This window comes from Mucilaginibacter terrae (assembly GCF_042679325.1).
GTDB classification, from domain to species: Bacteria; Bacteroidota; Bacteroidia; order Sphingobacteriales; family Sphingobacteriaceae; genus Mucilaginibacter; species Mucilaginibacter terrae.
Map to the genome: position 1 here is coordinate 57,973 of NZ_JBHTMJ010000016.1, position 13,888 is coordinate 71,860.

Genomic DNA, 13,888 nt, shown 5'->3' on the forward strand with positions numbered 1-13,888 from the left:
TTAAGCATGTTTGCCCCTTCGCTGGTGCGAGCTTGCAGCTCGTACCTACAGCAGTTCGGTTACAGCCAAGCCTAATTAAAAGCAGTACATTGTAACTAAAATATGAAAAAATATATTGGCAGCGTTGCCGTCTTGCTTTTAATTTTCACCGTTATTAGCTCACATGGAAAAAACAGCATACAAAGGCCATCAACTCAATCACAGGATACAGTAAAGTATTTACAAGAGACCATTGTAGATCGCAAAGAGCGTTTTGTAAATAAAGGCCTTAATGAAGTTTTGAAAAATCTAAATTTTACTGTTAAGAGCTATACTACAAATTATGGTTGGAAACTGCATAGCAAAGAACCGATTCAGATTTCTTTATATTTTGACGATCACAAAACGGTTTCAGCAAAATGGGGCAATCAACAAACGGTACCTTTTTTAACAATTACTTTCCAGGAAACGGTACCTAAAAAAACCGCGATGGCTCTTTTTGTAAAAAGTATGGGGAGTTGGGAATCCCCCGAAATAGAATATTATGTTAAGCTTAAAATAAAAGATATTTCCGGCTTTACGGAGTATAAGAAACCTCAATAAATAATAATTGTATGTTAAAGCTCATTACTTTAGCGCTTGCCTAATCATCATTTTCCTCATTGCAGACGCACACCTAAGCTTATTAAGTTAAGGTTTTATGCCCCGTTAGGGGCTACCTGTTTGTAGTAACTTGTATGAATAAGTATTTTGCGCCGTAGGTGCTACCCTGAATAACGATTAAGGGTAACCTCTACGAGGCATAAAAACACTCTTGTTTCTTTGCTATAAACAGGTAGCTCCTACGGAGCATTCTTAAAACATTTAACCTAAAGATATGGACGCACGTTTGTGGCTGCGTGTTTTAATAAATTGATCCTAAATTATTACCGTTACAACTTCTGCTTCGTATTCGCATAATAAACCAGCGACAGGAAAATTATACCGATACCAACGCCCATCAGCGTACCGTTGGCAAAATGGGGCAGGGCCACAAAACGCTTAAGTATAAAGCTGGCCGCCATTAAAAGCAAGCCTATTGGTAGCAGGAAACGGAGGGGCATAATTGGTTTCATAACGTTAAGTAAAAACTAAATATATCTATTATTTTAGCGTTATAACTTATCCTCATGAAAAAAGCTATTTATGCTGTCTTATTATTGTTAGTGTTAGGCGGCGGCGTGGTGCTGACTAATTATATTTTACTCGCCAGGCCGGTTAATAGTAAAATAAATGCCGACCCACGTAATAAAGGTGTTGAACTTAGTGCCCATTACCGATACTATATGTTGCCGTCGGCCCTGGTTTTAAATTTAACTAATATCAGCGGCGATCACTCCCAGCTCGATGTATTCCGCACGGTATTGCAAGCAAGCGAGGTTCTCAAAAATAAAAGCTTTAATGAAGTCATACTAGCTTTTAAAGGCACAAATAAATTTAAGATCAAGGGCGATTACTTTAAAGAATTAGGCGAAACTTACAATTCTCAAAACCCTCTGTACACCGTTAGAACATTTCCCGAAAACGTGTTAAATTTAGACGGAGCCAGTCCATATGAAAAACTGCAAGGAGGCGCTTTTGGCGTTTTCGCCGGTGGAATGGATCAGTTTAGCGATCTTTCTAAAAAATGGTACGGGGAAGATTTTGCAAGCGGCGATAATTAATTTACACCTTCACCCCGAACACTACTAACGTTTAGCTGTTAAGGCAGCACATTATGCTGATAAAAAAACGAATTTCGATCATCTACTTCATCCGCACTATAACGTGGGATATTTTAGCTATTGCCTGCTACGCCATACTCGCTGGTACTTTTGATCATTATGGCATACTGAGCCAGGTTTCTATTCCGCTGGCGGTTACCGCCTTCGCAGGCACGGTGTTATCGCTCTTGCTGGCTTTCCGAACGTCGCAATCGTACGAGCGCTGGTGGGAGGCCCGGGTAGTTTGGGGAGCCATTGTGAATGATAGCCGTACGCTGGTACGCCAGGTTAAACTGTTTATGCCCAATACCGAAGCCGGCTTAGCCGTGGCCAAAGATTTTGCCAGGCGGCAAAGTGTGTGGTGTTTCGCGCTGGGCGAGTCGTTGCGTAAGGTTGATCACAGCAGTAAAGTGACCGGATATTTCAGCCAAACGGGTACCGATAGCGGCAATAAGCCCAACCTGATTATTAACCACCATGCCGATGCACTGGCCCAGGCATGCCAACAATTTAGTTTAAATGCCAACAAACAGGTGCAAATAGATGCCACGCTGGTGCGCCTGTGCGATTCGATGGGTAAATGCGAACGGATTAAGAACACGGTTTTCCCCAGGGCCTACAGCGTACTCATTCATTTCCTGATTTATGTACTGATGACCATGCTACCCTTCGGCCTCGAAGACCAGAGCAAACTGGTAGAGGTATCGTTAACCATCATTATCCCGGTATTGTTTATCATCATCGAACAAACCGCTATCTTAATGCAGGACCCGTTCGAGAACCGGCCCACCGATACCCCCATGACGCAACTGGCCATGACGATTGAAAACACCCTGATGGAGATTGTTGATGAGCCGCCGGTGAACGAAATTAAGCCGCCCGTTTCCTATTATATCATGTAAAAAATAACCCTCGTAAAGGTCATTTACGAAGGTGCGTATCCATACCTTTTCGGGTGTTCATTCTGTTTTATACGGGTGCATGAACCATTTGCGATAAAATGAGGAAAATATGAGGTTATTTGCGGTTTTATCTAATTATATGTGATTTTTTAAACTAACTGCGCTCCTCCCAAATGGCGCATAAATGCAGTATAGTTTGTGCCGCTTTCTGCATATCCTGCACCGAAACCCACTCTTGCTTGCCATGAAAGGCATGTTCGCCCGCAAAAATATTGGGTGTAGGCAGCCCCATAAACGAGAGCCTCGAACCATCCGTGCCACCCCTGATGCTGCACAGCTTGGCCTCCAAGCCCGCCCTGCGAATGGCCTCCATACCATAGTCTACAATTTGCGGATGCTGGTCTAACACCTCACGCATGTTGCGGTATTGCTCCTTAACCACAAGTTGGTAAGTAGCGCCGGGGAAATTCTGCAAAACCCGCTCGGTTATTTGCCTGATAGTGTTAGCATGCTCCTGTAACTTAACCGCCTCAAAATCCCGGATAATAAACTCTATTACAGCTTGTTCTACCTGTCCGCTAATACCTACAGGGTGTACAAAACCCTGCATTTCGTTTGTTCCTTCGGGCGATAAATCTGCCGGCAAGGCTGCCACAACAGCACCGGCAATTTTAATAGCACTTTGCATTTGCCCCTTGGCAAACCCCGGGTGGGTACTTACCCCGTTGATAATGAGCTTGGCCCCATCTGCCGAAAAGGTTTCATTCTCCATATTACCGGCCGTTTCGCCATCGATGGTGTAAGCGGCAAAGGCACCTAATTTTTGCAAATTAACTTTATCTACCCCACGGCCAATTTCCTCGTCGGGCGTAAATAGTATTTTAATGGTGCCATGCTTAATATCCCGGTGATTGACCAGTTGGTAGCACGCATCCATTATTTCGGCCACACCGGCTTTGTTATCGGCTCCTAAAAGCGTGGTTCCGCTGGCCGTAATAATATCGTTTCCTAACTGGTTCTTCAGTTCGGGGTGATTTTGGGGCTTCAATACCTGGGTAATATCATCGGGCAATACCAGGTCCTGTCCCTGGTAATTATAATGGATAATGGGTTTAACACCCGCGCCGCTGCAATCTGGCGAAGTGTCCATGTGTGAGCAAAAGCAAATTACCGGTACATTTTTATCACTATTGGAGGGAATGGTGGCATATACATAACCATAATCGTCCAAATGTGCATCGCTAATGCCCATATCCAGCAGTTCCTGCACCAATATCCGTCCTAAATCTTTTTGCTTTTGGGTGGAGGGTTGGCTGGGCGATCCGGGATCGCTTTGGGTATCAATGGTTACGTATTTAAAAAAACGTTCGGTAACGGTGTAGTTCAGCTTATTCATGGCTTACAGTTATATCAGCTGCAAAAATGAAATTTTATTGGCAGATAAGAAGCTTAATTTTTAATTGAATAAATACCTGATACCGCATTGAACTGACCAAGTAGAATTGAGACTTATATCATTCCTGAAAGTCTCTGAAACCAGTTTGCCACCTACAGTAGCCATTTGAAAGGTTGGTATTACAGTGCCGTTGGGTTGTATAGCATCGAGGTTGGCTGGAATAAGGATAGAACTGGCATTGACTACGTTACGCACACCCCAATCAGGCTTTAGTAAATTACCAATATTAAACACATCAACCGACAATTGCAGCGTGTGTTTCACATTTTTTCGGGCAAGCGTAAAATCATGGGTAAATTTCAGATCGGCTTGGTTGCGCCACGGAAAAATACCGCCGTTGCGTTCAGCATAATTACCTGCACGGGTCCGCAAGTATTTATCCTGATCCACATACTTGAAAAAGGCATCGCTTTGTTGTTGCGCTGTATAAAGCACATTACCTGTTGATGATGAAGTGATAGGCACAAAAGTTATTTCCGAAGGTTGTTTAGGTACATAAATGAGTGACCGGTTGGTGCCGTCATGTGTTAGGTCCTGTGAGTAGGTGTATGAAAAGCGCCCGTCATGTGCCCCCTGATACACCAGTGTGATAGCGACCTTAAAATTTTTAAAATATAATTTTTGATAAGTAAAAGTTGCCACCACACGCTGCGGACTTACATACCCGGCATAACTTAAATCGGCCTGGTTAATTCCATTGATATTGGGTGTGGCGTTTAAGGCCGACAAGGTTTGATCGCCATCGCCATCATTGTAGCTTTTAGCCATACTTTGAATATAAGCGGCTGTAAACGCAAAGCCCTTGCGAAATCTTTTTTCTACCTGTGCTGCTACAGACCAATAATAGCCCTTATATCTATTATCCACCATAACAGCATTAAAAGGCGAACGCCCGGCTTTATCGGGCTGGCCGGCTGCATTAAGCGGATTAATAAAACGCTGATTCACTGCTGCGGGGTACACCAGCCGGTGATCGGGATAGCCCGGTATATTTAACGGCTGCGGATCAACCAGGTTAACATCCTTGAAGCCGATAGCATAAATATCTTTGTTGTACAAACCATCCACCGAGGCCACTAATCCTCCCGGTAAACGGGCATCCATGCCCATGTTAAACTTCCAGGTTTGGGGCATTTTAAGGTCCTTTGATAAAACACTGGTAATGGATGGCAATGTGGTGCCGGGTACCGGCAATACCGCCGGAACGTACTTTTGAGGATCAGGATCGAACGGGCCGGGTGTGTTTTGTTTGCCCTGCCAGGTTTGCGTAATTTGCAACATTCCCGAATAACGCGCCTGGCTTATGATCCATACAAACGGAATACGGCCGGTAAATATGCCGGTTCCACCTCTTAGCCGCCAGTTTTTATAATTATCCAGGTACAGAATAAAGCCTGCACGTGGTGAAAAAAGAAAGGCCGCCTTTGGCAATTGCGAAGTGTTTAAATGCTGGCCCCGGGCAAAAGACAAACTGGCCACAAGCGGATTTTCGATAAGGGGCGTTGGAAATACTGGAAGATCTACGCGTAAACCTGCTGTAAAACTAAACCGATCGTTAACTATAACATGATCTTGGGCAAAAGCCGAAATATTCAGATAATTGAAGCTGTAACCGGGCTTCTGCACTCCGGGCACGGTGGAGTAGGTTAACGCATAATCTACTGGTTTTTGTCCTTGTACAAAATCATCCCAGGATGCGAAAGTGTAATAACCCGTGCCAAATGGCATATATGTGTTTTTAGTATTGCTGTAATCGGTTTGCCAGCCAGCCAGCCAGTTGTGTTTATTGTGGTTCCAGCTCAGGTGATCGGTTATTGATACGATATTAACATCACGGCTATTGCCGTAGCTAAAAGGCTCGTAACCAAAAGAGGTGAAGGGTGTACCTTCCTTCAGTATATCAACAAATGGAAATAAGGCACTTTCCGATTCGCGGGGCTCATACTGCCGGGTGTACGAAGCGCGTAATGTATTAAACAGGTACTCTGATATTTTAAAGTTCCATTCGGTAGCAAGGGAATAAAAATTGGATCGGGTATTAAAATTTGAGTTACTGAAAGGAAGTGCGTTCGGGTTTCTTCGCCCCATGCTTGCCGGGAACGACGGCAGCGGACTCCGCGACCCGTTAACCAATTCGGGACGGGTGCTGTTAAGCTGGTTATACCTTATGCTGAAAGTATTATTATCGGCAATGTTCCAATCAAAACGGGCAAGCAACTTTACACTGGTATTTTTAAAAATGATATTGTTATAACTCCCTGAGTTGTACTGGTATGTAGTGTTAAGATAATTGCTGATGTTGTTAAGCTCGGTAATTGTTGGCCGGGCAATATTTGGAGTAGCACCGTATGGCATATCAAGGGATGCCGCGGTTAATGGCTGCGGGGCGTAACGCTCTTCCTCAAATTCGGCACTTACAAAGTAAAATAGTTTGTTTTTTAAAATAGGGCCGCCTATACGGAAACCGTTTTGCTCATAATTGGAGTTGCGTTTTTCTACACGGTTATCGCCAACACGGTAACCGTTATAATCTTGGTTACGAAAGTAACGGTAAGCTGACCCCTGCAATTGGTTTCCGCCCTGGCGGGTCACAATGTTAATAGCGCTGCCTATAAAGCCCGATTGCCAGATGCTATTGTAAGGTGCAATATTAATAGAGAGTTGGTCAATGGCATCTAAGGAAATGGGCTGGGCCCCGTTGCCGGGCAAATTATCACCTACGCCAAAATTATTATTAAACTCAGAACCATCTATAGTAATAAAATTTTGCCTGTAATTCCCTCCTCCAATGGATGAGCCGAATGATTGGGGTACAAGGCGTGTATAATCGTTAATACTACGTTTTATGGTGGGCAACTTAGTTAAAACATTGGCTCCCATTCTTAACCCAGGACTTGTTTGTTGCCCGTAAAGGCCATTTATACCCGGTTGCGCACTAACCAAAACCTCAGCAAGCATAGTTTGTACGCTACTTTTAAGCGTTATATTTATAATGCCAGGATCGTCCAGCCTCAAAAAAATATCGTTTTGGGTATAGGTGGTGTAACCGGTGTGGCTAACCTGCAACTGATAAGGGCCGCCGGGTTTAAGGTCGGGCAAGTTAAAACGGCCAGCCTTATTGGTTGAACAGCCGTACTGTGTACCCGCAGGCAAAAAAAGTAAATTAACGGTAACCCCTTCCATGTTTACCTTATTCTGGTCGCTAACAATTCCTGATAAACTACTTTTGGTAGTTTGAGCAAGCAAATACCGGGGTATGAAACCCAATATCAGGAATGTAATGAACCAAAATTTGTTCATGTTCAAATCACAGGGGAGGGTTGCTATATAATTACAGCTATAATATCTCACTAAAAAAGAGCGGGCAGCATTGCGCTCCCCACCCTTTTCTATTAAACTATTCTACTGCATTTTTACGAGCCGGTGCCAATATACCCGGGTAAAGTATGCCGTCGGGTGCATTAAAATTTATACCTAATAGCTTAGCAGCCACCGGGGCTATATCTTCCAAACCAATAAGCGGCAGTATTACACCTTTTTTCACACCTGCACCAGCTACAATAAAACCAGTTTGTATGTGTTGAAAATCGGGGAAAAAACCATGTGTACCGCCTGATGCCGGGCGGATGGCATCTCCGGTTAATGTGCCGCTCATAGCCACACCTTCCATTGGAGCCAGGGCAAGTATTACGTTCGGGTCGGTGCCAACCTTATCCAGTTCGGCACGGTCAACCACCCGAAACAGTTTCTTTTGCGATTCGGGCAGTGCATTTAAGATGCTTTTTACCTGTGCTAAAGTTTTTTGGTCTTTGGCATCTTTAAGCATCAAAAATGCGGCAGCCCCCGAAGTATGAAACTGTGCCTTCCAGGTTGCTTTATTGCCTGTTTTAGTGTAAATATTATTTTGCGATAACCATACATTAGGTGCAATAGCTGTATGTATATTAACAAAACCATGGTCGCCGGTTACAATTACGGCGGTACTGTCTTTTATACCAGCCTGCTCAATGGCTTCCAAAATATTGTTAACGGCGTGGTCGGCGCCGGCAACAGCTTTACGCACATGCTCACCATCTCGGCCTTCGGCATGCTCGGCATGGTCAACCGCAAAAATATGAAAGGTTAACAAATTGGGTTTGTGCTTTTTAATAATGTAAGCTACCATCCTGCTACCATTTTCATCGGCCGATGAAAAATCGCTGCTTAGTTTTTGTGCATCCAGCTTGCCGGTGGCGTTCTGTTCAATTTCTTCGAACAAGCCTTTGGGCGTAGCATTTTCACGTTGAGGGGCTATACGTTCTACATTTTTATCGAGCGACCAATACTCCGGGATATTGTAATCAATTTTGGCACCTACCGATACGGGCCACATTACCGAAGCGGTTTTTAAGCCGGCATTACGGGCTGCATCCCAAAGGGTTGGCACTTTTATTAAATTGGTTTCCCAATACCAGCGGCCGGTTGCACCATCGGGTTCAAAAGGTGAGTTATAGTATATACCATGCTTCATAGGCTTGGCACCGGTAATAATGGTAGTATGCGAGGGATAGGTCACGCTCGGGAACACACCTCTTACCCCATCGGCCGATACACCTTCGGCTACCATTTTGTGAAGGGTTGGCGTAGCCCATTTATCTTCACGGTAAAAATCGGGCCGGAAACCATCAATGCTAATAATGATCACATGTTTGGCCTGTTGCGCAAAACCATGCGCCGATGCGGCAGCCAATATGATCGAAAAAAGTAGTTTTTTCATTGTTTTTGTTATTTAAAATGAATAGCGTGCTCCTAATTGTATTTGGTATGGTGTGCCATTAGCTGTAGTTACGCCCACGTTTTCGTTTACACGGTAGGTGTATTGTTGGGTAGTTTGATTAAAGCCACTAACCGTGTAAAGGGTTTGCTGGCCAAGGTTGTAATTAACGCCTTTGTTTTTGTTAAGTAAGTTGGCAAAGTTAAATACATCGGCACTTAACGTTAATGATTGTTTTTTAAAGGTTTTGAAATTTTTAGATAAACGCACATCAAACGTTCCAGAAAACGGGTTCGAACCACCATTACGATCAGCAATTTTTCCAATACTCTGACGTATATAGTTTTTAGCCCGGTTATCGGGGTTGTTTAATACTCTTTCTAAAGAGGCTTTTATAGCGGCCGGAGTATTTGCGTCGTTAGGGTCAAACACAAATGCGAGGTCATTGTCATTACTTGGGCCTCCTACAAAATCGCCGTTAATATCAGAGTCAACGGTTAACGAATAGCGAGTTCCACCTGTACCGGTAAATCTACCGCTAAAAGAGAATCCCCAAAATGTTGGGCTTGAACCAAAAAATACAACTTTATCTCTGAATTGATTGTCAGAATAGTTGATTTCAGTCAAGTCGCGCGGATCGGATTTGATTGGGCGAAAGGTAGAAGTATTGGCTACGTTACCGTTGTAAGAGGTATTATCTTTAGTATCGTTATACGTGTAGCTGAAAGATAAAAATCCATCTTTATAGTAACGTAACTCGCCATCAACTACAAACGCCTTTTGGTTTATTTTAGCACCGTTGGTAAGCTCAAGCGTTCTGCCTACTGATTGTGTTTTCCGCCCTCTCACATTATCGGTAACACCCGATGGGGAAATGGTGTTAGCCGGTACAAACACACCGCGGCCAGCCTCGCTGTTTAAGGTAAAAAAAGGCCTGTCAACCAAATTACGATCTAAATACACGTAGTTATTTTTAGTGCTGCTAATTAATAAGTTAACACCCAGGCGCAACCAGTTTCCAAAAAGGTGGTTGTAGCTTAAGTTAGCTTTATAAATAGTAGGCACCTGTAAATTAGGATCGTTAAGGTTGATGGTAGATACTGTGGGTGCGCCGGCAATAACGCCCGGAGCGGTTAATGGATCATTACGATAACCCGGGAAGTTAGGTACCGGTACCAGGTTGGGTCCTGTATTTGGCCGTGTAACATCAATAGAGGCAACCTTTGTACCGCTATTTTGAATGTTATTAACTTGTGCATAATTAATAGGGTTGGCAGAAAATATACCACCACCCAAACGCACAATATCTTTTTGTTTACCATTTACATCCCATGATAGCTGTACCCTGGGCTGAAAATTATTGGCATCTGTAGGGTTTGCATCGGTTCTGAGGCCAAGCGTTTGCTCAACAACCGGGTTGTATTCGCCTTTAGTTAAATAACTGGTTAAATCCCATCTTAAACCAAAAGTAGCGCTAATGTTTTTAACCGGCTCAAACTGTACTTGGCCAAAGGCAGATAGGTTTAAAACATATTGTTGTACCGAAGGAATACCATCAATAGGCACTTCTCTTACATACCTGGTAGGGTTTAGGGCACCAAATTCTTGCAGGCTGTTAAAAAGAAATCTGCCGTTTTGTTCGCTCGATATATAGGTATCTAAATACGTCAGCGTATTATCGGTACCAAACGTAAAGTTGTATTTGCCTTTAGTAAGGTAGCTGATGTTCATTAATTGATATTGATGCTCTAAATTATCTTCTGGCGAAAAACGTTGGCCGCCTAACTGTACAGAGGTGCTACCTATAGTATTGTTAGGTAATGTTGATCGTACTGTAACTATGGCCCGGGGAATGTTTGCGCTTGGCAATTCACTGTTGGGTACATAATTTCGGGTAGTGCTTTGGTATTGTAGTTTTAGCTCATTTAAAAAACTTGGGCTAAACTGTGTTCGAAGAGAGGCCAGCGTTGTATTTTCTCGTGATTTGAAATCACCATAAACTTCAAATAAATTAATGTTAGAATTATCGTTTACGCTGTTTGGGTTGTTCCAGTCGCTATAGTTATTCCTGACGGTTAAACGGTTTTTATCATTGATTTGCCAATCTAAACGTGCAAACAAAGTGTTAGCAACCGTTTTTCGTGGAAATTCGCCCACCTGTGGGTTGTTGCTCAGGCCATATAAAGAGCGGCCAATGTTAATAACGCTATCGAGCGCCCCTTTACTGATACGCAAAGAAATAGCATCCTCATCAGACCGGATATCGGCTATGAAAAATGGCGAAGATTCGTTTTGACGGTCAAACGCTGTAAAAAAGAATAACTTGTCTTTAATAATCGGGCCGCCTAAGCTAAAACCAAACTGGTTGGTAGTAAAATTTTGAACACGTTTGTTGCCTCGAATATCATAAGGGCTTGCCAATGCATCCGAACGGTAATAATCAAAAACAGAACCTGTAAACGTATTTGTACCAGACTTGGTAACAGCACTTACAATACCACCGCCAGACCGGCCTTGCGCTACTTCATATACGTTGGTAGATACTTCAAATTCGCGAATAGCCTCCAATGAGAGTGAATATGGCCCACTGCCAACCGCACCCGACGTTAAATTGTTACGAGCACTGGTACCATCAATGGTATAATTAGTTGATGAAGGTAACTGACCGCCTATTGAACCGCCGTTAGAAGTGGGTGCTAAAGAAACAAGGTTGGTAAAGTTACGGTTAAGGATAGGTATTTGCTGAATTGTACGTGCGTTGATGGATGTACTGCCGCCTAAACGGTCATTACGGCTGCTTAGGGTTTCGGCCTTTACCACAACTTCATTTAAACTGGTTATATTATCCGACAGTATAAAATCAGCTACTAAACGGTCGCCTTGATTAAGCGACAGGTTGCTTTTGCTTTGACTGTTGAAACCAATATAGGATACCCTTACGGTGTATAAACTACCCAATGGTAATTGACGGAAGGTGTATCTTCCTTCGGTAGTAGTTACACTTGATGATCGGAAACCATTGGTTGCATTTTGAATAGTAACGGTTACACCTGGCAAGGCTAATCCTTTAGTATCACTTACCCTACCTGAAATTGAGGCATCGGTAGACTGGGCATAAATTTCACTGATGCTAATAAATAACACTATCATTATTGATAATGCTATTTTAGCAAAGAAACTTCTTTTACTTACTTTTCGTAATAATTGAATAAAAAAGTGCATATTGAGTTGCTTTAATTAATTTTTGAGAGAGAGTTATTTAACAGCCCTGGCTGCTACAGCCTTGACTAAGGCCGGAAGTGCGTCAACACTTTCGGCTTTTGATGTTTTTTGAACTTTATTTCATTCTTGGGTTTTGCGGGTTAATAGTTAAGTGATCGTTCTCCAGTTTATAGCTCATGCCGGTTTCAAGCGTGAGTTGTTTAAGGGCTAAGCCAACATTGTTTGGGTTAAGGTTAATGGTGTACAAATTTGTATCATATTCAGGATGGGTTACTGCTACTTTGAGGTTATAGGTACGGGCAAGCTCCTCTCCAATATTTTGCAAGTTTAAACCGTCAATATTTATATTACCACCATTTATCCATGCAAAGGGTGAAGTAACGGTACTTTGAGTTATTAATACCTGTTTTTGTATTGATTGATATTTAAGTACCTGACCTTTTACAAGCCCATTACTCAAAGCCCTATACTGGCCATTTTTGCCGATAATACCTACGCTTACCATGCCCGAAGCCACGGCAACTTTGTACTCTTTTTCTATATGGTATGCTTTTACATTGAATGACGTACCTAAAACCGTAGTTTGAAAACCGGCCGAAAGTACTCTAAAAGGGTGTTTATCATCGTGTTTTACTTCAAAATAAGCTTCGCCTTTATCAAGGTAAACCGTGCGCTGCTTACCTGTGTTAAATAACCGGGCAAACCTTAACCTACTGGCTGCATTAAGCCATACCTGCGTACCATCATCAAGCGAAACCTTTTTAACCTGGCCGTTTTCTGTTGTAATAGTTTGATAGGAAATTTGTTCGGTAACGGGAGCCTGCTGCTTGTTTTTAATTGTTAAGATTGCAGCAATTGATACTAATGCAACAACACATGCCGCTTTAAGCCAAATTGATTTATACCATAAATTGCGTGCCGGCGTATCATTAATGCAGGCCTTTATACGTTCGGTAAGTTCGGCGTGTATCCTGTTTTCGTCTGCCGCGCTGGCAAAAGTATCCTTTAAATCAACACCCCTATGGCTATCGAACCAGTTATCAATTACTTGCTTATCATGCCCTATGCTGCCATTTTGATAATTGGCAAACAACTGCGTAATAACAGGGTTATTTTTTATCTTCATTCAGATACATAGCGCCCGAAGAGTTAAAAAGTACTTTAAGCCAAGGTTAAGCTTACATTAATCTTTTGATTACTAAAACCGACAGATATAATAAAGAACCTTGTTCAACTGATTGCCTTAAACGTTGCAGGGCTACCGAAATGTTATTTTTTACCGTTTGCTCCGATAGTTTAAGTTCGGCAGCTATCTCTTTAATAGATTTGTCTTCGTACCTGCTCAACTTAAAGCATTGCCGCATATTGGTCGGCATTTTAGAAAGTTCGGTATCAACGGCTACTTGCACTTCGTTTAATAACAGTTTATCGTCGCTGTTAGCGGGGGTTTGAATATCATTCAGCAGTGTATCAACACCCTCGAGGCGAACCTTGTTTTTTCGAAAATTACTCATTACGCTGCTTTTTGCTATCGTATGCAGGTAAGGCAAAAAAGATTCGTTGGTGTAAAGTTTTTCGCGGTTGTTCCAGATGTACATAAACACATCCTGTAAAATATCTTTGCTATGGTCTTCGTCACGTGTTAAACGAAACACAAAAGCATACAACGGTTTCCAGTGGCGGTTAAACAGAACCTGGAATGCATCCTGACTGCCTGTTGATATTAATCCGATCAATTCTCTGTCCGTTCTGTTCATCGTTGAAGTAGCACGGCAAATATAATTTTGAGGTGTTAATTTACGATTAAGATACCATGTCTATTAAACCAACCCCA

The 13,888-nt window shown here is 42.7% G+C and carries 10 protein-coding genes; 3 read left to right on the top strand and 7 right to left on the bottom strand.

Annotated elements, in window-relative coordinates; translation table 11 throughout:
• Positions 1-102: 102 nt before the first annotated feature.
• A complete protein-coding gene (locus ACFQ3S_RS16070; RefSeq protein ID WP_377166304.1) occupies positions 103-582 on the top strand; it encodes a hypothetical protein in 480 nt (159 codons plus the stop codon).
• Positions 583-911: 329 nt separating this feature from the next.
• Here ACFQ3S_RS16070 and ACFQ3S_RS16075 read toward each other — a convergent pair whose 3' ends face one another.
• The gene (locus ACFQ3S_RS16075) at positions 912-1,094 is read right to left on the bottom strand and encodes a hypothetical protein (protein ID WP_377166306.1); all 183 of its coding nucleotides are present in this window, start codon (positions 1,092-1,094) and stop codon (positions 912-914) included.
• Positions 1,095-1,148: 54 nt separating this feature from the next.
• Between ACFQ3S_RS16075 and ACFQ3S_RS16080 the strand changes: the two genes are divergently transcribed.
• Together ACFQ3S_RS16080 and ACFQ3S_RS16085 are read left to right on the top strand one after the other, a co-directional pair.
• The gene (locus ACFQ3S_RS16080) at positions 1,149-1,682 is read left to right on the top strand and encodes a hypothetical protein (RefSeq protein WP_377166308.1); all 534 of its coding nucleotides are present in this window, start codon (positions 1,149-1,151) and stop codon (positions 1,680-1,682) included.
• A gap of 53 nt (positions 1,683-1,735) precedes the next feature.
• Positions 1,736-2,623 (top strand): bestrophin family protein, encoded by an 888-nt coding sequence (locus ACFQ3S_RS16085; protein WP_377166310.1) that lies wholly within the window; start codon positions 1,736-1,738, stop codon positions 2,621-2,623.
• A gap of 154 nt (positions 2,624-2,777) precedes the next feature.
• Here ACFQ3S_RS16085 and pepT read toward each other — a convergent pair whose 3' ends face one another.
• The 6 genes from pepT to ACFQ3S_RS16115 all read right to left on the bottom strand — a co-directional run bounded on the left by pepT (position 2,778) and on the right by ACFQ3S_RS16115 (position 13,811).
• A complete protein-coding gene (gene pepT, locus ACFQ3S_RS16090) occupies positions 2,778-4,019 on the bottom strand; it encodes a peptidase T (protein ID WP_377166312.1) in 1,242 nt (413 codons plus the stop codon).
• Positions 4,020-4,079: 60 nt separating this feature from the next.
• The gene (locus ACFQ3S_RS16095; RefSeq protein WP_377166314.1) at positions 4,080-7,379 is read right to left on the bottom strand and encodes a TonB-dependent receptor; all 3,300 of its coding nucleotides are present in this window, start codon (positions 7,377-7,379) and stop codon (positions 4,080-4,082) included.
• A 97-nt stretch (positions 7,380-7,476) separates the two neighbouring features.
• A complete protein-coding gene (locus ACFQ3S_RS16100; protein WP_377166316.1) occupies positions 7,477-8,835 on the bottom strand; it encodes an alkaline phosphatase family protein in 1,359 nt (452 codons plus the stop codon).
• Between the two features lie 12 nt (positions 8,836-8,847).
• The gene (locus ACFQ3S_RS16105; protein WP_377166318.1) at positions 8,848-11,982 is read right to left on the bottom strand and encodes a TonB-dependent receptor; all 3,135 of its coding nucleotides are present in this window, start codon (positions 11,980-11,982) and stop codon (positions 8,848-8,850) included.
• 187 nt (positions 11,983-12,169) lie between these two features.
• The gene (locus tag ACFQ3S_RS16110; RefSeq protein WP_377166320.1) at positions 12,170-13,180 is read right to left on the bottom strand and encodes a FecR family protein; all 1,011 of its coding nucleotides are present in this window, start codon (positions 13,178-13,180) and stop codon (positions 12,170-12,172) included.
• Positions 13,181-13,232: 52 nt separating this feature from the next.
• A complete protein-coding gene (locus ACFQ3S_RS16115) occupies positions 13,233-13,811 on the bottom strand; it encodes an RNA polymerase sigma factor (protein ID WP_377166322.1) in 579 nt (192 codons plus the stop codon).
• Between the last annotated feature and the right edge of the window lie 77 nt (positions 13,812-13,888).

What these genes read in the sequence shown, in the direction of transcription:
- ACFQ3S_RS16070 (WP_377166304.1), top strand. Translation starts at nt 103, where the DNA reads ATGAAAAAATATATTGGCAGCGTTGCCGTCTTGCTTTTAATTTTCACC.
- ACFQ3S_RS16075 (WP_377166306.1), bottom strand. Translation starts at nt 1,094, where the DNA reads ATGAAACCAATTATGCCCCTCCGTTTCCTGCTACCAATAGGCTTGCTT.
- ACFQ3S_RS16080 (WP_377166308.1), top strand. Translation starts at nt 1,149, where the DNA reads ATGAAAAAAGCTATTTATGCTGTCTTATTATTGTTAGTGTTAGGCGGC.
- ACFQ3S_RS16085 (WP_377166310.1), top strand. Translation starts at nt 1,736, where the DNA reads ATGCTGATAAAAAAACGAATTTCGATCATCTACTTCATCCGCACTATA.
- pepT (WP_377166312.1), bottom strand. Translation starts at nt 4,019, where the DNA reads ATGAATAAGCTGAACTACACCGTTACCGAACGTTTTTTTAAATACGTA.
- ACFQ3S_RS16095 (WP_377166314.1), bottom strand. Translation starts at nt 7,379, where the DNA reads ATGAACAAATTTTGGTTCATTACATTCCTGATATTGGGTTTCATACCC.
- ACFQ3S_RS16100 (WP_377166316.1), bottom strand. Translation starts at nt 8,835, where the DNA reads ATGAAAAAACTACTTTTTTCGATCATATTGGCTGCCGCATCGGCGCAT.
- ACFQ3S_RS16105 (WP_377166318.1), bottom strand. Translation starts at nt 11,982, where the DNA reads ATGATAGTGTTATTTATTAGCATCAGTGAAATTTATGCCCAGTCTACC.
- ACFQ3S_RS16110 (WP_377166320.1), bottom strand. Translation starts at nt 13,180, where the DNA reads ATGAAGATAAAAAATAACCCTGTTATTACGCAGTTGTTTGCCAATTAT.
- ACFQ3S_RS16115 (WP_377166322.1), bottom strand. Translation starts at nt 13,811, where the DNA reads ATGAACAGAACGGACAGAGAATTGATCGGATTAATATCAACAGGCAGT.